A 19,688-nucleotide genomic window follows, 5' to 3' on the forward strand; every position below is an offset into this window, starting at 1 on the left:
TCCCTATCCTATGGCGCGATCAGCGGACGGTCTGGTCCGTGGCGGCCAGGGCCGACTGCTGGTCCGGCACCTTCACCTTCAGGTTCTCGCTCATGAACTGCGTGCCGGCCGAAACGACGAGATCGCCGCCATCGAGACCCTCGGTCACATGCACGCCGTCGCCGGTGAAATCGGCAACCTTGATGTCGCGGCCATGCACGGTCGCCGTGTCGCGGTCGACGGTCCAGACCATCTGCTTGCGATCCTTCTCAGCCAGTGCGCTGAGCGGGATCGAGACATAGCTGCTGCCATTGCTGACGTCGGCCTCGATCGTCGCCGTCATGCCGAGCAATACGCGCGGATCGTTCGGCAGGCTCACCCGGACTGCAAAGGTGCGCGACTGCTGGTCGGCGCTTCCGGAAACCTCCCGCACCTTGCCGTCGAGTACCAGCCTGTCGTCAGCCCAGAAGCTTGCCTTGACTGTCTTGCCCGGCTTGAATTCGGCAATGTCGTTTTCCGGAACCGCGATCTGCACTTCCTTCTCGCCGTCGACGGCAACGGTGACCACGGCGGTGCCGGAACCGACGACCTGGCCAGTATCGGCATTGATAGCAGTCACGATACCGTTCTGGCCGGCCTTGAGCTCGGTGTAGCTCACCTGGTTCTTCGCCTGGTCGAGCGCGGAAAGTGCGGCATCGCGCTGCGAGATCGCCTGGTCATGGCTGAGCGAGGCCTGTTCGACCTGCGACTTCGGGGCGACGCTCTTGTCGAAAAGCTGCTCGGCGCGTTTGTTGACCAGATCGGTGGTTTCGACGCCCCTTTCCGCCGAGGCGAGATTGGCTTCCGCCGTTCTGACCGCCAGCTGGTAATCGGTGGCGTCGACGCGGGCGAGAACATCGCCCGGCGTCACCCGGTCGCCGATATCGACGAGGCGTTCGGTGATCTTGCCCGCGACGCGAAACCCGAGGTTCATCTCTGTGCGCGCCTTGACCGAGCCCGAATAGTCGAGCTTGCGCGTGTCGCTGGCCTTGGCGATCTCGACGACCTTCACCGGCCGGATGACTTCCTTGACCTCAGCCTTCTCTTCCGAGCAGGCAGAAATGCCGATGCCGATGGCGCCCACGAGTACGAGACTGGCGACGGACGGCATGCGATGGCTGAGGGTCTTGAGCGAAAACATCTTCCGCACTCCTGGATCGTTTCGGGGGTTCCGACGGCGGCCGCCGTCCATTATTACTTCAGCGCCCTGATCGCATAGCTGATCAGTTCGTCGACGCTCGCGCGGTTGGTTTTGGCAAGACATTGCGCCACCATCTGCGGATGGCAGAGAGTGGTCGTCGCGGCACCGAAGCAACGCGAGGCAATGACCGGGTCCTGCTCGGCGAATTCTCCGGCTGCAATGCCTTCGGCGATGATTTCGGCAATGAGATCATGAACGCGGTCGATATGTTTTTCGATGACATGCCAGTCGCGCTCGATCGCGACGATGATCATCTCGTGCACCTTCGTCTCGTCGAGCATCACATCCAGCGTCCACTGATACTGGGTCTCGACATAACGGCGCAGCCTTTCGCTGGCGCTGGCCGGCTGATGGCGAACGTCGTAGGCGATCTGATAGCACATGGCGAGCATGCGCCCGCAGAGCGCCTGGTGGATCTCCACCTTGGAGGCGAAGAAACGATAAATATTGGCCGGCGACATGCCGAGATCGCGGGCAATGTCGGCCACCGTCGTCTTGCTGTAGCCGTAGTGACGGAACAGCCGCTCAGCCGCATCGAGAATACGCGTGATATTCTCCTGCCGCGTGATCTCGAGCGTATTTTCCGCGATATCGTTCATAAGTTTCGAAGCCTGAATTACGACTGACGATTTTCGAATTTCGTCAATCGTAAAATATCAGGCATCACTTGTCAATATGCCGCAGCGCAGCACAAGATGTCACAGGCCGAGCGCGGTCGGGCGGAAGCGACGAATGCTGAAGAAGCCGATGACGATGAAGGCGATCAGGACGATCGACTGAACCACGGCAACTATGGGCTCGCCACCGGTCGGCGCCAGTGCATTGAGCGTGGGGATCTTCTGGAACGACTGAACGACGAATACGAGACAGTTGAAATAGAACAGTGCAAGCGCCCCGGCGATAAAGAACGGGCGCCAGACCCCGCTCATGCCAAACCGGTAGCGCGCAAGCGCCGTTGGGACGAAGATCAGCACGCAGAGGATACCGACGCCGATTCCCGGCGTGAAGCCATTGTACGGAAAGAGAAAACCGGTCAGCACCGTGACCGCCGTCGTCAGCATGAAAAGAAACGTCCAGCGATCGTGGCGTTTGCCGGTCAGCAAGCCATGGGCAAGGGCGATGCCTGCCACGATGGCGATGAGACTGACAATGACATGAAATAGGGTAAGGCCTGTTACAGCGGACATGATGTGATCCCTCGGTGGTTTTTTGACGGAAATGAATATTGATGCGCGTGCGCGCCGGGGGCTGCATGCCCGGAGCAGCACCATGCTGGCGCTTAATCGCCGCGGAATAAAGTGAAAAATATTGCGCGCAATTGAAAGTGCCGCGGCATATAGCGCGCGGCACTTTGTCGGCAGCGGCTAGAGATCAGACGATCTTGACGTCGAGTGTGATCGGAACGGAGGCGAGCGCCTTGGAAACCGGGCAGCCGGCCTTTGCCTTGTTGGCGAGTTCGGTGAAGGTCGCCTCATCGGCACCGGGAATACGGCCGGCGAGCGAGAGATGGATGGCGGTGATGGCAAAACCGCCCTCGACGCTTTCGAGCGTTACCTTGGCAGAGGTTTCCATATGCTCGGCGGTAAAGCCGGCTTCCCCGAGGATCAACGACAGCGCCATGGTGAAGCAGCCGGCATGGGCGGCACCGATCAGTTCTTCCGGGTTGGTGCCGGCAACGCCTTCGAAGCGGCTCGCAAAGCCGTAGGGATAATCCTTCAGGGCGCCGCTCTGTGTCGAGATCAGGCCTTTTCCGTCCTTGAGGCCACCGGTCCAATGAGCCGAAGCCGTACGATTGATCTGCATGCCGTCCTCCTGTTTTCAATTGTGTTTTCAGAGCATGATGCCGAAAAGTGTGCGCGGTTTTCGGACAACATCATGCTCTAACTGTTTCCAGAAGCGGCAGGGCGCCGCTCCATGCCTGCGGGAGATCAGATAGCCTTCCCGATGGGCAATATAATGCTCTATCCCGAGAAGACGACAGGCTTGTAAAAATCAGCGGGATCGAAGCCCCTTAGGCCGGATGCTGCAGCACGCTGAGGCCGCCGTCGATCGTCAGGCAGGTGGCATTGATGAACGGGCACTCGTCTGAGATCATGAACACGGCCGCCATGGCGATCTCCTCCGGCGTCGCGATACGCCCGCCGGGATGCAGTTTCATCGTCTCGGCCTTTGCCGCCTCCGGATCGGGAAAGCCGTTCCAGTAATCGATCACCTTCTGGGTCGAGACATAGCCCGGCGCCAGCGCGTTGACGCGGATATTGCGGGCGGCATATTCGAGCCCCAAGGATTTCGTCATTCCAAGCAGGGCGTGTTTTGCCAGCGGATAGGGAAATGTGTGCGGGATGATGGTGAAGGCGTGCGTCGAGGCGATGTTGAGGATGACGCCGCTGCCCTGTTCGATCAGGCCGGGCAGCACCGCCTTGCAGCAATTCCATGCGCCCTTGAGATTGATGTCGAAGCAGCGGTTCCATTCCTCGTCCGTCGTCTCGAGCGGTTCGGCAAAGACATTGACCCCGGCATTGTTGACGAGCGCGTTCAGCTGTCCGATCTCTTCATTCGCCTGAGCGACCAACGTCGTGATCGTTCCGGCATCGGTAATATCGGCCGGCAGATAACCAAGCCGGCCGCCGCTGCTCTGAAGCTCCTTTGCCGCCTGCGCCAGCAGCGCCGCATCGCGATCGACGAGGAAGACCGCGGCATCCTCCCGCATGAAAGCCTTTGCGATCGCAAGGCCGATACCCTGCGCAGCGCCTGTTATCAGGATGTTCTTGCCCCGCAGACGGCCGCCCATCTATCCCTCCTCCGGTTGAACCGGCAGCGCCGACATCAGGATCGTCACCGTGCCGGCAAGCGCCTCCCCCGGCGCAAGCGGCGTGAGCCCACCGGAATCAGGAAGGTGGTGGCCGTTCGGCAGGTGGCTCATCGGCTCTAGGCAGAAGAAGTCGCTCCGGTTGACCGGCATATACAGCATGAAGCGGTCGAGCGCACCGTCGGCTTCCAACGCCGCCTGAATTCCGAGTTCCGGCCAGGCAATTGCCGCCCGCCCATTCCAACCCTCGAAGGAGTTGTTCATCCATCTCTGCGGTAAAAGCGTTTCGGATCTGAAATCGAAATAGTCGGGCACCGGGCCAGGCATCTCCGGAAGATGGTCGGGCCGCTCGCTCCAATAGCCATCGGCCGCAATCGTCAGTCGTGTCTTTGGCGTGCGCACGATGAAGGGATGTTGACCGAGCCCGAAGGGAAGAGCCGTTTCGCCGCGGTTTTCCACGGAAAGCCTCAGCACCAGCGCATCACCGGCGAGACGGATCTCCTGCCGGGTCAGGTAGGCATAAGGCGAAACCCCGTCGGCGCTCCGGGAAAAGCAGAACTGCGCATGCTCCGCGCTGGAGTCTTCAAGCTGCCAGAGGCTGAGCCAGCCGTCGCCGTGGAGATAGAGCGGATCGGGAGCGTTCGGCTGGAAGGCATAGTCGCGTCCGCCAAAGGACATGGCATTGCCCTCCACGCGATTGCCGAACGGCACCATTGCGAAATTCGCCATCGCTCCCTCCGGCCCGCCGGCCGCCACGAGAAAGGGCATGCCTCGATAGGTCGCAGCAGTGACCGCGGCACCCCGACTGCTGACCCGGACGCAGAGATCGCCGTGCCTCAGTTCGATGTCATCGCCGGCTTGTCCCTGGTTCATCCGCGCCGTCCCGCAGCCGAAGACCTCAAATTGTCGAGCAACACTGCGATCAGCAGGATCAGCCCGCGGACCACATACTGATAGAACGCCTGGATATTCAAGAGGTTCATGACGTTTTCGGCAATACCCATGATCAGCACGCCGACGATGACGCCGCTCATCGCCGCCCGGCCGCCGGCCAGCGAAACGCCGCCGAGAACGCAGGCCGAAATCACCGAAAGCTCAAGCCCGGTCGCCGCATTCGGCTGGCCGGAGGTGATGCGGGAGGCAAGCAGGATGCCGGCAATGCCGCAGACAAGCCCCTGCAGCGCAAAAATCCAGATGCGCATATTGACGACGTTGACGCCGGCAAGCCGGGAGGCCTCGGGATTGCCGCCGATCGCCAGGGTGTTCTTGCCGAAGACGGTGCGGTTGAGCACGAAACCGAAGACGATGAAAAGGATCAGCATGATCCAGATCGGCGTCGGCACGGTGAGAAACCGCGACAGGGCAAGCTGGTAGAAGGCGGGATCATTGATGCCGACGGCGCGGCCATCGGAGGCGATCAGCGCCAGCCCGCGGACGATCTGCATGGTCGCAAGCGTGGTGATCAGCGCATTGATACGAAAGCGGGCAATGACGATACCATTGACGAAACCAACGACGGCGCCGCACAGCAGGGCGGCGAGTAGCCCGACGGGAATGGAGCCCGTCGCATTCGAGACCATCACCGCGATCATGCCGGAGAAGGCGACGATCGATCCGACCGAAAGGTCGAAATCGCGCGACGCCAGGCAGAACATCATCGTGCAGGCAACGATGCCGATCGTGACGACCGACTGCAGCAGCCCCAGCATATTTCGCTCGGTCAGGAAGTTCGGAACGAAGAGCGAGACGATCACGAAGGCGGCAGCAAAGATCACCACCAGCCCCTGTTCGCCGAGAAGGATTTTTTTCAACGAAGTCATCGTCCGTATTTTCCTAATCCTAAAAGGTGCCTGCGGCATTCTTGTCGGGAAGCGCTGCCGTCAGGATGCTGAGCTCGTCGAAATCCGGACGGGCGACATTGGCCGCCACCCTGCCATGGCACATCACCATGATGCGATCAGAGATGCCCATGACTTCGGGCAACTCGCTTGAAATCACCACGATCGCCATACCGCCTGCCGCAAGCTCGTAGAGGATTTCATAGATTTCCGATTTCGCCCCGACATCGATGCCGCGCGTCGGCTCGTCGATGACCAGGACCTTGATCCCCTGCTCGGAAAGCCAGCGGCCGAGAATGACCTTCTGCTGGTTGCCGCCCGAGAGATTGATGATGTCCTGCTTGCGCGACGGCGTCCGCACCCGAAGCTTGGCGATGAACCGGTCCGCCAGCGCCGCCTCTTGTCTCGGGCTCAGAATGCCGAAGGGCGAAAAATGCCGGCGTGACGAGATCGCGATATTCTCTTCGATCGATCGTCCCTGGACGATGCCGTCGAACTTGCGGTCCTCAGGGCAAAGCACCATGCCGGCATTGATCGCCGCTTTCGGATTGTTCGGAGAAACGGCAACGCCGTCGATCGTGACCTGGCCCTGATGCCTAGTGTCGGCGCCGTAAAGCAGCCGCGCCATCTCGCTGCGGCCGGCGCCGATCAGGCCGAAGAAGCCAAGGATTTCGCCCTGGCGGACGGAAAAGCTGATCGGATGGCGCAGCCTCGGCCCCGAGAGGCCCTTGACCTCCAGCCGTACGTCGCCGAGCGGACGTTCGCGCCAGCCCCAGACATTGCTGATCTCGCGTCCGACCATTTCCGAGATGATCTGCTCGCGCGTGGTTTCGGCGATCTGAGGATGGTGGGCGGCAAGCTTGCCGTCGCGCAACACGGTCAGGCTGTCGCAAAGACGGAAGATCTCGTCGAGCCGATGCGAGACGTAGAGAATGACCGTTCCCTTCGCCTTCAGTGTATCGATGAGCGAAAACAGGATTTCGCTTTCGCGCGAGGAGAGCGAGGAGGTCGGCTCGTCGAGCGCAATCACCCGTGCATCGAGCATGACGGCCTTGGCGATCTCGACCATCTGCCGCGCACCGATGGAAAGCGAAGCGACCTTGGCCGACGGATCGATATCGATGCCGATCTCCTCGAGCTTCGACCGCACCGTCTCGATCAGCGTCTTCGAATGGATGACGCCGCCCTTGGCCGGAAAGCGCCCAAGCCAAAGATTTTCGGCGACCGTCAACTCGGGAACAAGCTGCAGTTCCTGATGGATGACGATGACGCCGGCATGGAAGGCGTCGCGAACGGACCCGTATCTCTGCTCCTCGCCGTCGATGAGGATATTGCCGCCATCGGCGGCCTGATCGCCGGACAGTACCCGGATCAACGTCGATTTACCGGCGCCGTTTTCGCCCATCAGGCCGTGGACGGCGCCCTTCTCGACCGTGAAGGAAACATTCGCCAGCGCCTGCACGCCGGGATAACCCTTGGAGATATTGCTGAATTCGAGGAAAGCCATCATCGCTCCGTCGAGAAAGACCCGGCGGCACGCTGAGCGGCCGCCGGACGATATCATCTTGGAAGGACGATCACTCGATGCCAAGATCCTTGCGGACCTTTTCGTAATCGCCGCGCAGTGCTAGGGAACCGGAGGTCAGCGTCAGCTTTGCCGGCTCCTTGTCGTTGGCGATCCAGTCGTACATGTTGAGCGCCGTTTCATAGCCGTGACGCTTCGGCGAGATGATGACGGTGCCGAAGAAGCCCGTCGCTGCCGGCTTCTTGAACTCGTTGATCGCCGATTCCGCGCCGCCGATGCCGACACCGATGACGTTGGCCGCCGGAATGCCGACCGATTCGGAAGCACGGACGGCGCCGAGAACGGCTTCGTCGTTGAGGCCGAAGGCGACCCAATATTTCACGTCGGCATGCTTGTTGAGAACGGTGGTCGCCGCGTTGAGCGCGGCTTCCGTATCCGTCTTCGCCTGCGGCGCATCATAGATGTTTTCGGCCGGGAAGCCGGCGGACTTCAGCACCGACATGGCGCCTTCGACGCGGTCGACGGCGGTCGGCAGTTGGTCGTAGGAGACGCGGACCGCGCCGACATTCTTCATGTCCCAACCGCGCTTCTTGATTTCGTCGACGATCGCTTGGCCGACGGTCTCGCCGATCTTGGTGGCCGAAATGCCCATATGCGGCACGTCTTCCAGCGGCTTCCCTTCGGCGCTGACGAGACGGTCGTCGACCGTCATCAGCTTCAGCTGGTTGGCTTCGGCCTTGGCGACGATGCCGGGGCCGAGTTTGACGTCGGGCGTGCAGATGATGAAGCCCTGCGCACCCTGAGCGCCGAGATTGTCGATCGCCGACTGGACTTTCTCGCCGTCTTCGGCGCCGATCTTGACGACGGTGAAGCCCTTTTCCTTGGCGGCCTGGTCGGCGAATTTCCATTCGTCCTGGAACCACGGCTCCTCAGGCTGCTTGACGATGAACCCTATCTTGACGTCCGCGGAAAATGCCGAGCCGGCTGCCAGAATGGCGAAAGTGCCAGCCAGAATGGCTGCTTTGAACAAGCGCATGTCTCTCTCCCTAACTCTCAAAAACCGAGCCGCTGCCTCCCAGGCAACGTCCACTGAATTATGATAAATCATCATACCAGTCAATTGCCAATGTATGATGATTGGAATAATAGGATTATTGACGGAGTGCCGGGAGGAAACGTCGCAATGCGGATCGAATTCGGATAATCAGGTTCGGTTGCCTAGCACGCGAGACAGAGCGGAGAGGTGAGTTGGAAACAATCGAGCGACAGAGCGGGCCCGAAAGCCGCCGCATCGAGCGCCGCCCGCGCGTACGCCGCAACGTCACGGCGGCGATCGCTCAGGATATCTGTGCGGACCGCTATCCCGCGGGCTCGCCGCTGCCTCGCGAGAACGATCTCTGCGAACTCTACGGCGTCAGCCGCACCGTCATTCGCGAATCGCTGAAAGTGCTGGAATCCAAGGGTCTCGTCCGCGGTAAACCGCGCATCGGAACCACCGTTTGCGACAAGGACGACTGGAATATCCTCGACGCTGACGTGCTTGAATGGATGGGTCCCTATATCAAGGATTTCGACCTGCTCGGCTGTATCCTCGAAGCCCGCCGCACCATCGAGCCGGCAGCCGCCGAATATGCCGCCGAGCGCGCCAGCGCCCAGGAGATCGCCGATCTCGACAATGCCTGGCGGCAGATGCGCGACAGCGCCCGCGACCCGGAAAGCTTCACCGATGCCGACGTCATGTTCCACACGGTGCTGCTCACCGCCAGCCACAATCAGGTCTTCCGCCGTCTGTCGAGCGCCATTCATGCGGCGCTGAAATATGCGCTGCATGCCTCCAATATCGGCGTCGAGAACCGCGAGGATGCGGTGCTCGTTCACGGTCAGCTGGTCGAAGCCCTGCGCATGCGCGACAAGGCTGGCGCCCGCGAATGCGCCAACCGCATGCTCGATCTTGCGGTGCGCGATCTTGCCGCCGCCGAAAAAGCGATCGGCAGAACGAAATGACCGATCACGACAAATCTGCGGACGCGCCGCCGATCGCAAACCCGGGAAGAGACTGAAAGAACAGCGATGAAGATCACCAAACTCACCACCTATATCGTTCCACCGCGCTGGCTGTTTTTGAAGGTCGAGACCGATGAAGGCATCGTCGGCTGGGGCGAACCGGTCGTCGAAGGCCGCGCACTCACCGTTCAGGCTGCCGTCCATGAGCTGGAAGACTACCTGATCGGCAAGGATCCTTTCCTGATCGAGGACCACTGGACCGTGATGTATCGCGGCGGCTTCTATCGCGGCGGCGCCGTCCACATGAGCGCGATCTCGGGCATTGACCAGGCGCTGTGGGACATCAAGGGCAAGGCGCTCGGCCAGCCGATCCATTCCCTGCTCGGCGGCCAGCTCCGTGATCGCATCAAGGTCTATTCCTGGATCGGCGGCGACCGTCCCTCGGATGTCGCCAACAATGCCAAGGAAGTGGTTGCCCGCGGCTTCAAGGCGATCAAGCTCAATGGCTGCGAGGAAATGCAGATCGTCGACACCAACGAGAAGGTGGAGAAAGCAGTCGAGACCATCGCCGCCATCCGTGAGGCAATCGGCCCGTATATCGGCATCGGCGTCGATTTCCACGGCCGCGTGCACAAGCCGATGGCGAAGGTTCTCGCCAAGGAGCTGGATCCCTACAAGCTGATGTTCATCGAAGAGCCGGTACTTTCCGAAAACAAGGAAGCGCTGCGCGATATCGTCAATCATACCTCGACGCCGATCGCGCTCGGCGAGCGGCTCTTTTCGCGCTGGGACTTCAAGCAGGTTCTGTCCGACGGCTATGTCGACATCATCCAGCCGGATCTCTCCCATGCCGGCGGCATCACCGAATGCCGCAAGATCGCGGCGATGGCCGAAGCCTACGACGTGGCGCTAGCGCCGCATTGCCCACTGGGCCCGATCGCGCTCGCCGCCTGCCTGCAGGTCGATGCCGTCAGCTACAATGCCTTCATCCAGGAACAGAGCCTCGGCATCCACTACAATAAGGGCAACGACATCCTCGACTACATCTCCAACAAGGAGGTGTTCCACTATGCCGATGGTTTCGTCTCGATCCCGCAGGGTCCGGGTCTCGGCATCGAGGTCGACGAAGCCTATGTCATCGAGCGCGCGAAGGAAGGTCACCGCTGGCGCAACCCGATCTGGCGGCACGCCGACGGCAGCTTCGCCGAGTGGTGAGAGCGCATAACCCCGAAAATCGGAACCGATTTTCGGAAAGGATTATGCGCAACTCAAAGTGATAGGGTCGCGCAAGCGGCCCTTTTTCATTCCCCGTGTAGGATATCGCGTGTCTCGTCCGTCATAGTCGAAGCTCAAAGAGGAGATTTCAAAATGGCCAGAGCAATCGCAATCATCGTCGCCCGCATCATCTTCAGCTTCGTCTTCTTCATGGCCGCCGGCTTCAAGTTCGCCGATATCGGTGCGACGGCCGGCTATATCACCGCTGCCGGCTTTCCGATGGCGACATTCCTTGCCTGGGTTGCCGCCTTCTTCGAGATCGCGCTGGCGCTCGCTTTCATATCAGGGGCCTTCTTCACCGAGGCCAGCCTGCTCGCGGGCATCTATGTGATCTTCCTCGCTTTCGCCTTCCACGGCCCGTCCCATTGGCAGCAGAACCAGGCCGAGTTCGGCTTCTTCATCGATCACTTTACCTTCCTCGCCGGCCTGCTCTTTGCCGCCGTCCACGGGCCGGAGAGATGGGCGTTGAAGCAAACGCTTCTAAGATAACCGCGACGACCCGCCTCTTCCGGAACCAACTGCCGCGCCGAACAGTTGGCATGTCGGCAAAACGGAAAGGAGAGCCCGCCCATGGAGCTGAAGGGAAAGATCGCATTGGTAACAGGCGCCGGTTCCGGCATCGGCAAAGCCGCGGCGCTGCGGCTCGCTGCCGAGGGTGCAAGGGTCGCAGCATTGAGCCGCACCGCCGACGAAGTCGAAAAGACCTGCACCGAGATCAAGGCCGCCGGCGGCCAGTCGATCGCGCTGACGGCAGATACCAGCGACGAAGCTCAGATGCGAGGCGCCGTCGCGCAGCTGACCGACACCTTCGGCGGCCTCGACATCGTTGTCGCCAATGCTGGGATCAACGGCGTCTGGGCGCCGATCGACGATCTGAAGCCGGAAGAATGGGACAAGACCATCGCCGTCAATCTGCGCGGCACCTACCTGACCCTGCATCTGACGGTTCCGTATCTGAAGCGCCGCGGCGGCTCGATCATCGTCGTCTCCTCGATCAATGGCACCCGTACCTTCACCACGCCCGGCGCCACCGCCTACACCGCAACCAAGGCCGGCCAGGTCGCCATGGTCCAGCAGCTCGCCCTCGAACTCGGCCGGCACGGCATCCGCGTCAATGCCGTCTGCCCCGGCGAGATCGAGACCAATATCAGCGCCAATACCGACAGCCGCCGCCGCGAGGAGACGGAGGTTCCCGTCATCTGGCCGCAGGGCGATATTCCGATTGCCGGCGGCAAGGCAGGCAAGAGCGAGGATGTCGCCGAAACCATCCTTTTCCTCGCATCCGAGCGCGCCCGACACATCACCGGTACGCCGATCTGGATCGACGGAGGTCAGGGCCTGTTGCGATAGCCCTTGCAGTCAGGAACTCAGCCGTTCAGCCGGGCGCTGTCGAGAGTATAAAGTTCCTGCGCGCGCTGCACGCCGCGCAACGCATAGCGTCCAACGCAGGCGAGTGCGGTACGCTGCTGCTCCGGTATCGCCGCGGCGAAATCGGAGGAGATCAACAGGTTGAGATCGACGGAACGACACATCGAGGCGATCCGGCTGACCTCGTTGACGGCAGGTCCGATGACGGTGAAGTCCAAGCGGTCCTGGCTCCCGATATTGCCATAGAAGACATCGCCGATATGCAGGCCGATATAGACGTCGGTCGTCGCCCGGCCGTCGGCCGCACGCGCGGCATTCAGCGTGGTCAGCTTTTCCCGCAGCAACGATTCGGCGCTCAGCGCCGCACGACATGTCTCCGCCGGCACCTCGCCCTTAAAGATGGCGAGCACACCGTCGCCGATCAGCTTCAGCACGTTGCCGCCGGACTCGTGGACCGCCGTGATCACCGCCTCGCTATAGTCGTTGAGCAGCGGGATGATCTCCTCCGGCGGCACGCTGTCGGAGATCTTGGTGTAGTTCAGCAGATCGGAAAACCAGAGTGCCGCGGAAATCCGCTCCGATTTGCCGCGGCTGATCTTGCCTTCCATCACCTGGCGCGCGGCGTCCTCGCCGAGATAGACCTCGGCGATGGTGCGGGCGATACGCCCGAGCGCGATACATTTGATCGCCAGCCCCAACACCGGCACCAGCTTGCGCAGGATGGCGAGGTCGTGATCGGAAAAGCCCTCAGGATGTTTCGTCGCGAAATGCGAGAAGAAGCAATCCATCTCGCCGATCGTGCCGGCCTCGGAAAAACGATGCATCATCGCCACGAAATCCGTGTGACCGGCTTCAGCGATCGTATCGAGCATGGAGAAATCGATCGGATCGCCGAAGCCGAGACGCCGGCGTATCTCCCGCTCGTTACGAGACCAAAGATGATAGAAGGCCGAACGCTGCCAGTTCGACGCCGCCTCCCCCGAGATTGTCGGACCATATTCGAACTCGGTCTGGATTTCCTCGATGCTGTCCCAGCGGAAGGCGCGGCCCTCATGCACCGGATGCAGCGTATCCATCAGCGCCAGACCGCGGTCGAGCGGTAGGCCGGCGTCCCGGCAAGCCGAGCAGAAACCGGTCATCAGTTCGGCTTCCGAAACGCCTTTCAGTCCCTGCTCCGTGATCCAGGCTGCAATCGTGCTGACGTCGCTGTAATCCATGCCCACTCACCTTCACTCGTGTCAAAGCTGTAGCCCGAATTCGGCATCGAAGGAAAGTCAATTGGCTCAATCGGCCGCGGGCATATTGTAGGGCGTGACGATTTCGACTGATGAAAGCGAGGGCGTAACCGCGCGCGGCAAGGCAGTCGCCCGGCTCATGATCGCCCGGAAGGCCGAACGCGCATCGGTTCTGAGATCATGATGCAGCACGAAGCCGATCCGACGCGCCGCAAGCAGGGCGCGATTATCCGCGTCGAGATCATGGGCGACGAAAACGCGGACGGGGCGTTTGGCCATGTCGAAGGCCGCAAGCACCGCCCGGTTGCCGCCGCCGATCGAATAGACGGCGTTGATGGCGGGGTCGGCCGCAAGCGCTGCCGCGGCAAGCGTTCCCGTCGCAGCATCGGTGCCGTGCCCCTCGCTGATTTCGGTAACGCCGATGTCGGGATAGCGGGCGCGGATAACGCGGCGAAAGCCGATTTCGCGCTCCTCCTCGCCGCGGAACCGGCCGCTCGACAGCGTCACCAGCACCTTGCCACCATCACTCCCGAGAAATTCGCCGATCAGATAGGCAGCGGTCTCTCCCGCTGCCCGGTTGTCGGCGCCGGCATAGGCGATGCGTGCCGAATTCGGCAGGTCGGTCACCAGCGTCACGACGGGAATACCGGCCGCATCCGCCCGCGCTACGGCGGCCGCCAGCTCGGCGACGTCAGGCGCCTTGAGCACGATGCCATGCGTGCCGCGCAATCGGATGCGATCGAGAAGCTGCACCAGTTCGGCGGGCTTCATCACCTCGGCAAAATGGAACCGGCAGCGGAAAACGCCCGGCAGGAAGGTCGCCATCTCCGCCTCGAAGGCGGCGCGCACCGCATCGCTGAAACGCTGCGGCGTCTCCATGACGATATCAATCGCCAGCATGCGGCCGCTGCCCATCGCCCCGGCCTGCTGCTTCTCCAGCTCCGCGATCGCCGCCTTCACCCGCATCTCGGTCTGCCGGCGCACACCCGGTCTGCCGTTCAGCACCCGGTCGACGGTCGCGGTGCTGAGCCCTGCCTGGAAGGCGATATCCTTGACGAGAAAGAGATGTGCCATATGACCGGCCTGATGGTTTTTTGATGGATTTCTGATCTATATCACCCGGCATCGCGGCGTATAGTGCCTCCATTGGAAAGAGGGAGGAGCCCGCCATGAAAACCGACAACCAGCAGAAACTGCGCGCTGACCGCGTCTGGCTGAGCGAAGACGCCTGCGATCTCGATGAGTTACGCGCCCTTGCGGAAAAGACGACAGCACTTACCGACTACCCCTCGGCGTCCGCGGTCGAAAAAAACGTGCTGATCTATGACAGCCGCAAGGTGATGACGGCGGCCGCAACGCCAGAAGGCCGACGCGCCGTGTTGGCGGAAATCTGCGAGGCCTTCGGCGAGGGTCCTGGCGTCGTCGTGTTCAAGCGCGCTTACGAAGACACCGGCATCGTCGACCGCGCCAGCACGATCTTCGATGCGATCATCGAGGAACAGCACCGCACCTCGACCGGCGGTGGCGACCACTTCGCCAAACCCGGCGCCAACGACCGTATCTGGAATTCGCTGGAAAAACATTGCCTCGCCGATCCGGCAAATTTCGCCGAATATTACGGCAACGCCATCATCGCGCTGGCAAGCGAAGCCTGGCTCGGCCCGAGCTACCAGATGACGGCGCAGGTCAATCGCGTCAATCCGGGCGGCACGGCACAGTCGGCGCATCGCGACTATCATCTCGGCTTTCAGTCCTCAAAAGTGATCGAACAGTTCCCGGCACATGTGCATCGGCTTTCGCCGGTGCTGACATTGCAGGGTGCGGTTGCCCATTGCGATATGCCGCTCGAAAGCGGCCCGACGCTCTTCCTGCCGCACAGCCAGACCTATGTGCCGGGTTATCTCGCGCTGAAACGGCAGGAGTTCCGGGATTATTTCGAGGCCAACCATGTCCAGCTGCCGCTCGAAAAAGGCGACCTCGTCTTCTTCAATCCCGCCCTCTTCCATGCCGCCGGCACCAACCGCTCGGCCGACATCAAGCGCGTCGCCAACCTCCTGCAGGTCTCCTCCGCCTTCGGCCGGGCAATGGAAACAGTTAATCGCGAGCGGATGAGCGCCAGGCTGTTTCCCGCCTTGAAGACCTTGCAGGGCAGGCTCTCGCCTGATGAGATCGCCAACGCCGTCGCCGCCTGCGCCGAGGGCTACTCCTTCCCGACCAACCTCGACCGCGACCCCCCGCTCGGCGGACTGGCGCCGAAGACACAGGCGCAGCTGATGCATGAGGCGCTGAAGGAAGGCTGGAACGATGAAGTCTTTACGGCAGCACTTGAAGAGCAGGCGCAGAAGAAGTTGAGCTGACGGGCAGCGGGAGCAAGCTGCCTATCCACACCGACGAAGGCCTTCCGCACCGGCGGGAGGCCATTCGTACGTCATCACAAAGGAGGAACCTCATGAGCACAGACCACGGCCGCCTCGACGGCAAGATCGCCATCGTCACCGGCGGCACACAAGGATTGGGTGCAACCATTGCCCGTCTCTTCGCCGAACGCGGCGCGGAAGGCATCGTCATCTGCGGCCGCAACGAAGCCAAGGGCAAGGCGAAGGCGGCGGAGATTTCGGCTGCGACCGGTGCCAGGATCGTCTACGTCAAAGCCGACCTCGGCAAGGTCGAGGATGCACAGAATGTCGTGCGCGCCTGTGACGAGACCTTCGGTCGTGTCGATGCGCTGGTCAATGCCGCCGCCATCACCGATCGCGGCACCATCCTCGACACCAGCCCGGAACTCTTCGACGCCATGTTCGCCGTCAATGTTCGCGCGCCGTTTTTCCTGATGCAGGAGGCGGTGAAGGTCATGCGCCGCGAAAAGATCGAGGGTACGATCGTCAATATCGGCTCGATGTCGGCCAAAGCCGGCCAGCCCTTCATCGCCGCCTATTGCGCCTCCAAGGGCGCGCTGGAAACGCTGACGAAGAACACCGCCTATGCGCTCCTGCGCAACCGCATCCGCGTCAATGGTCTGAACATCGGTTGGATGGCCTCTGAAGGCGAGGACCGCATTCAGCGCGAATATCACGATGCCCCGGCCGACTGGCTGGAGAAGGCGGCGGCAAGCCAGCCCTTCGGCCGTCTCGTCGATCCGCACGAGGTGGCGCGCGCCTGCGCTTACCTGTCGTCTTCCGAATCCGGCCTGATGACCGGCTCGGTCATCTGCTTCGACCAGTCGATCTGGGGCGCTTACGACGGCTCGCCGCATCCGGTCGCGGCCCTGTAGAGCCTTTCCTGGTCAGCTTGAAGCATTCTGCCGGAGCAGGTTTTCGTCAGGGCAGAGGCGATTGGCGAAGGGCATACCTCTTGGTACGTCCGAGCCGATCGCCTCTGATCCTGGCGCAAAGATGCCCGGCTCTTCGGGTTGGTTGAAACGGGCCGCCTGCTCGACCGGCCGGCTTGGCCGTAGAGCCTGGCTACGACGCGCGCCGGCCGGTCGACCATTCGACTCCGTTTGAGCCAACAGAATGCTGCAATCTGACCAGGAAAGGCTCTAAGAAAACCGCAGCCCGGCATTTCCATCGCCGGGCTCTGGCACCTCCAGCTTTTTGCCGCTAGGAAAAGAACGGCAGCATTCAGGGAGGAAACTGGCATGGGCGACAATCCGATTTATGAGATCCGCGACGAACGCTTCGGTGCCATGGTCATCGGCAGCGCCGGCCTCGAGGAGCTTTATTCCGGCTGCCGCTGGACGGAAGGCCCGGTCTGGTTTTCCGATCTGAACTGCCTTCTCTGGAGCGATATCCCGAATGAACGCATGATGCGCTGGACACCGGATGGGACCGTCTCCGTCTTCCGCTCACCCTCCAACTACGTCAACGGCAACACCCGCGACCGGCAGGGCCGGCTGATCTCCTGCGAGCATGGCGGCCGCCGCGTCACCCGCACCGAGACGGACGGCACCATCACCATTCTCGCCGACAGCTATCAGGGCAAGCGTCTGAACTCGCCGAACGACGTCGTCGTGCACTCCGACGGCGGGGTCTGGTTCACCGATCCGACCTACGGCATCCTGTCGGATTACGAGGGCCACAAGGCCGAGCCCGAGCAGCCCACGCGCAACGTCTACCGGATCGATCCGGCAAGCGGCGCGATCGACGCCGTCGTCGAGGATTTCATCCAGCCGAACGGCCTTGCCTTCTCGCCCGATGAGACGAAGCTCTACATTGCCGATTCCGGCTCCGCAAAACATGAAGTGCCGCGCCATATCCGCGTTTTCGACATCATCGATGGCAAGGCGCTTACCAACAGCCGCTATTTCTGCAGCCTCGATGTCGGCCATCCCGACGGCTTCCGTTTCGATGTCGCCGGCAATCTCTGGACGAGCGCCTCCGACGGCGTGCACTGCTTTTCGCCCGACGGAACCCTGCTCGGCAAGATCAGGGTGCCGCAGACGGTGTCCAACCTCACCTTCGGCGGCCCCAAGAAAAACCGGCTCTTCATCACCGCGACACGTTCAGTCTATTCGATCTATATCAAGACGACCGGCGCACAATATCCATAGATCAGGCCTTCGCTTTGTCGGGACGCCCGTGCAGCGGCTCGGCGCGGTGCCAGTTTTCCAGAATGCGGCCATCGGTGTGTTTCTGCCGCGCCCAGCGGATGCCGTTCGAGATCACCTTATGCACGGTCTTGTCGTGATAGATCGGGTAGGTCTCGTGGCCGGGGCTGAAGAAGAAGATGCGCCCACGCCCGCGCTGGAAGGTGCAGCCGCTGCGGAACACCTCGCCGCCGGAATACCAGGAGATGAACACCAGCTCGTCCGGCTGCGGAATGTCGAAGGGTTCGCCGTACATTTCCGAGGCATTGACCTCGAAATAGGGCGGCAGCCCCTCGGCGATAGGATGCGAGGGATTGACCACCCAGACGCGCTCCAGGTCGCCATCAGGCGTCTCGCGCCAGGAAAGGTTGGCATTGGTCCCCATCAGCCGGCGGAAGAGCTTGGAATGATGGCCGGAATGCAGGACCAGCAGGCCCATGCCCTTCAGCACGCGCTGCTGCACGCTGTCGATCAGCCCGTCGCTGACCTCCTCATGCGCCATATGCCCCCACCAGAGCAGCACGTCGGTATCATTGAGCACGGAATCCGGCAGCCCTTCATCCGGATCGTCTAGCGTACCGCGGCGGACCTCGAAATCGGGGTGGGCGATTCCGGCAGCGATCGCTCCGTCGATACGATCAGGATAGATATCCTGAACTTCCTTGTGGACCTGCTCGTGGCGCCCTTCGTTCCAGATCGTGACCTTGATTGTCATGTCATTCCTCGATGTGTTTCAAGCGGTTGCAGAACGGATTACCCGGCCGGCGGAATCAAACAGATGGCAACCGGCGCGCTCGGCAGTCAGCGACACACGATCGCCCGGCCGCACCGCGATATCGCCTTCGACGCGTACGACGATCGGCTGCTGCTGCGAACCGACTGTCAAATAGGTCTCCACGCCCAAACGCTCGACGATGACGACCTCGGCCGAAAAATCGCCCTGCCCTTGGGGTGCGAGCTTCAGATGTTCCGGCCGAATGCCGAGCTTCGCCTCGCCCTGCTGCACGGCGCCATTGCCGTCTGAAAGGTCGATGGAAAGGCCGAGCGGGCTTTCCAGATGCACCTTGCCGGCATCCCGGCGCGTCGCCGTCATCGGCAGCACGTTCATCTTTGGCGAGCCGATGAAGGTTGCGACAAATTCATTGTCCGGCTGATGGTAGAGATCCATCGGCGCGCCCTGTTGAGCGACGACGCCCTTGTTCAGCACGACGATGCGGTCGGCCATCGTCATCGCCTCCACCTGGTCGTGAGTGACGTAGACGACGGTCGCTTTCAGCTCGCGGTGCAGGCGCTGCAACTCGGCGCGCATCTGCACCCGCAGCGCCGAATCGAGGTTCGACAACGGCTCGTCGAACAGGATCAGCGCCGGTTTCTTGATGATGGCGCGGCCGATCGCGACGCGCTGGCGCTGGCCGCCGGAAAGAGCGGCCGGGCGGCGGTCGAGGTAATCGGTGAGCTGCAGGATTTCGGCCACAGCTTCCACCTGCCGGCGGATCTCCGCCTCCGGCACCTTCTTCAGGCTGAGCGAAAAGCCGATATTTTCGGCAACGCTCATATGCGGATAGAGCGCATAGGACTGGAACACCATGGCGATGCCACGCTTGTCGGGCGGCACGTCGTTGATGCGCTTGCCATTAAGGATGAGGTCGCCCTCGTCGATGCCTTCGAGCCCGGCGATCATGCGCAGCAGCGTGGACTTGCCGCAGCCGGACGGGCCGACGAAGACCGCGAATTCGCCGTCTTCCACGGTGATGTCGACGCCCTTGATGACCTCGAGAGCGCCGTAGAACTTGCGAACGTTTCTGAGATTGATCATCTGTTTCTCTTTCT

Annotated in this window: 20 protein-coding genes; 7 read left to right on the forward strand and 13 right to left on the reverse strand. The window is 61.7% G+C overall.

From position 1 onward, the window contains the following. Positions 1–19 precede the first annotated feature (19 nt). From J3P73_RS21850 to J3P73_RS21890, 9 genes are all read right to left on the reverse strand, one after another. The gene (locus tag J3P73_RS21850; protein ID WP_018072675.1) at positions 20–1,159 is read right to left on the reverse strand and encodes an efflux RND transporter periplasmic adaptor subunit; all 1,140 of its coding nucleotides are present in this window, start codon (positions 1,157–1,159) and stop codon (positions 20–22) included. A gap of 53 nt (positions 1,160–1,212) precedes the next feature. After that, the gene (locus tag J3P73_RS21855; protein WP_018072674.1) at positions 1,213–1,818 is read right to left on the reverse strand and encodes a TetR/AcrR family transcriptional regulator; all 606 of its coding nucleotides are present in this window, start codon (positions 1,816–1,818) and stop codon (positions 1,213–1,215) included. Positions 1,819–1,917: 99 nt separating this feature from the next. Continuing rightward, on the reverse strand, positions 1,918–2,406 hold the full coding sequence (locus tag J3P73_RS21860) for a hypothetical protein (RefSeq protein WP_018072673.1): 489 nt from the start codon (positions 2,404–2,406) through the stop codon (positions 1,918–1,920). A gap of 184 nt (positions 2,407–2,590) precedes the next feature. Then, a complete protein-coding gene (locus J3P73_RS21865) occupies positions 2,591–3,022 on the reverse strand; it encodes an OsmC family protein (RefSeq protein WP_130692772.1) in 432 nt (143 codons plus the stop codon). A gap of 208 nt (positions 3,023–3,230) precedes the next feature. After that, positions 3,231–4,010, reverse strand: a complete 780-nt coding sequence (locus J3P73_RS21870) for an SDR family oxidoreductase (protein ID WP_130692774.1) — start codon at positions 4,008–4,010, stop codon at positions 3,231–3,233. After that, a complete protein-coding gene (locus J3P73_RS21875; RefSeq protein ID WP_130692776.1) occupies positions 4,011–4,901 on the reverse strand; it encodes an aldose 1-epimerase in 891 nt (296 codons plus the stop codon). It abuts the gene before it with no gap. Beyond that, positions 4,898–5,848 carry an L-arabinose ABC transporter permease AraH gene (gene araH, locus J3P73_RS21880; RefSeq protein WP_130692778.1) on the reverse strand — a complete coding sequence of 317 codons (951 nt, stop codon included), beginning with the start codon at positions 5,846–5,848 and terminating at the stop codon, positions 4,898–4,900. Before araH ends, J3P73_RS21875 begins: the two co-directional genes overlap by 4 nt. A 19-nt stretch (positions 5,849–5,867) precedes the next feature. Continuing rightward, complete coding sequence (gene araG, locus J3P73_RS21885) at positions 5,868–7,373, reverse strand: L-arabinose ABC transporter ATP-binding protein AraG (RefSeq protein WP_130692780.1); 1,506 nt, start codon at positions 7,371–7,373, stop codon at positions 5,868–5,870. Positions 7,374–7,443: 70 nt separating this feature from the next. Then, positions 7,444–8,427, reverse strand: a complete 984-nt coding sequence (locus J3P73_RS21890; protein ID WP_130675799.1) for an arabinose ABC transporter substrate-binding protein — start codon at positions 8,425–8,427, stop codon at positions 7,444–7,446. Positions 8,428–8,639: 212 nt separating this feature from the next. Here J3P73_RS21890 and J3P73_RS21895 point away from each other — a divergent pair, with 212 nt between their 5' ends. From J3P73_RS21895 to J3P73_RS21910, 4 genes are all read left to right on the forward strand, one after another. Beyond that, positions 8,640–9,395 carry a FadR/GntR family transcriptional regulator gene (locus J3P73_RS21895; protein ID WP_130673137.1) on the forward strand — a complete coding sequence of 252 codons (756 nt, stop codon included), beginning with the start codon at positions 8,640–8,642 and terminating at the stop codon, positions 9,393–9,395. A gap of 66 nt (positions 9,396–9,461) precedes the next feature. Next, positions 9,462–10,610, forward strand: a complete 1,149-nt coding sequence (gene dgoD / locus J3P73_RS21900; RefSeq protein WP_130675800.1) for a galactonate dehydratase — start codon at positions 9,462–9,464, stop codon at positions 10,608–10,610. A gap of 153 nt (positions 10,611–10,763) precedes the next feature. Further along, positions 10,764–11,159 (forward strand): DoxX family protein, encoded by a 396-nt coding sequence (locus J3P73_RS21905; RefSeq protein ID WP_130692781.1) that lies wholly within the window; start codon positions 10,764–10,766, stop codon positions 11,157–11,159. Positions 11,160–11,240: 81 nt separating this feature from the next. After that, positions 11,241–12,020, forward strand: a complete 780-nt coding sequence (locus tag J3P73_RS21910; RefSeq protein WP_130692783.1) for an SDR family oxidoreductase — start codon at positions 11,241–11,243, stop codon at positions 12,018–12,020. A 17-nt stretch (positions 12,021–12,037) separates the two neighbouring features. Here J3P73_RS21910 and J3P73_RS21915 read toward each other — a convergent pair whose 3' ends face one another. Both J3P73_RS21915 and J3P73_RS21920 read right to left on the reverse strand, forming a co-directional pair. Next, the gene (locus J3P73_RS21915; protein ID WP_130692785.1) at positions 12,038–13,255 is read right to left on the reverse strand and encodes an adenylate/guanylate cyclase domain-containing protein; all 1,218 of its coding nucleotides are present in this window, start codon (positions 13,253–13,255) and stop codon (positions 12,038–12,040) included. Positions 13,256–13,321: 66 nt separating this feature from the next. After that, positions 13,322–14,347 (reverse strand): LacI family DNA-binding transcriptional regulator, encoded by a 1,026-nt coding sequence (locus J3P73_RS21920; RefSeq protein WP_130692787.1) that lies wholly within the window; start codon positions 14,345–14,347, stop codon positions 13,322–13,324. Between the two features lie 95 nt (positions 14,348–14,442). Here J3P73_RS21920 and J3P73_RS21925 point away from each other — a divergent pair, with 95 nt between their 5' ends. The 3 genes from J3P73_RS21925 to J3P73_RS21935 all read left to right on the forward strand — a co-directional run bounded on the left by J3P73_RS21925 (position 14,443) and on the right by J3P73_RS21935 (position 17,822). Continuing rightward, complete coding sequence (locus J3P73_RS21925) at positions 14,443–15,630, forward strand: phytanoyl-CoA dioxygenase family protein (protein ID WP_130692789.1); 1,188 nt, start codon at positions 14,443–14,445, stop codon at positions 15,628–15,630. 92 nt (positions 15,631–15,722) lie between these two features. Next, on the forward strand, positions 15,723–16,544 hold the full coding sequence (locus tag J3P73_RS21930; RefSeq protein ID WP_024323984.1) for an SDR family oxidoreductase: 822 nt from the start codon (positions 15,723–15,725) through the stop codon (positions 16,542–16,544). Positions 16,545–16,910: 366 nt separating this feature from the next. Next, the gene (locus tag J3P73_RS21935; RefSeq protein WP_130675102.1) at positions 16,911–17,822 is read left to right on the forward strand and encodes an SMP-30/gluconolactonase/LRE family protein; all 912 of its coding nucleotides are present in this window, start codon (positions 16,911–16,913) and stop codon (positions 17,820–17,822) included. Position 17,823: 1 nt separating this feature from the next. On the opposite strand, the gene J3P73_RS21940 is transcribed toward J3P73_RS21935, so the two are convergent. Both J3P73_RS21940 and J3P73_RS21945 read right to left on the reverse strand, forming a co-directional pair. After that, the gene (locus tag J3P73_RS21940; protein WP_130675101.1) at positions 17,824–18,573 is read right to left on the reverse strand and encodes a ThuA domain-containing protein; all 750 of its coding nucleotides are present in this window, start codon (positions 18,571–18,573) and stop codon (positions 17,824–17,826) included. An 18-nt stretch (positions 18,574–18,591) separates the two neighbouring features. Beyond that, on the reverse strand, positions 18,592–19,674 hold the full coding sequence (locus J3P73_RS21945) for an ABC transporter ATP-binding protein (RefSeq protein ID WP_130675100.1): 1,083 nt from the start codon (positions 19,672–19,674) through the stop codon (positions 18,592–18,594). Between the last annotated feature and the right edge of the window lie 14 nt (positions 19,675–19,688).

It is taken from the genome of Rhizobium ruizarguesonis (assembly GCF_017357285.1).
GTDB lineage: Bacteria > Pseudomonadota > Alphaproteobacteria > Rhizobiales > Rhizobiaceae > Rhizobium > Rhizobium ruizarguesonis.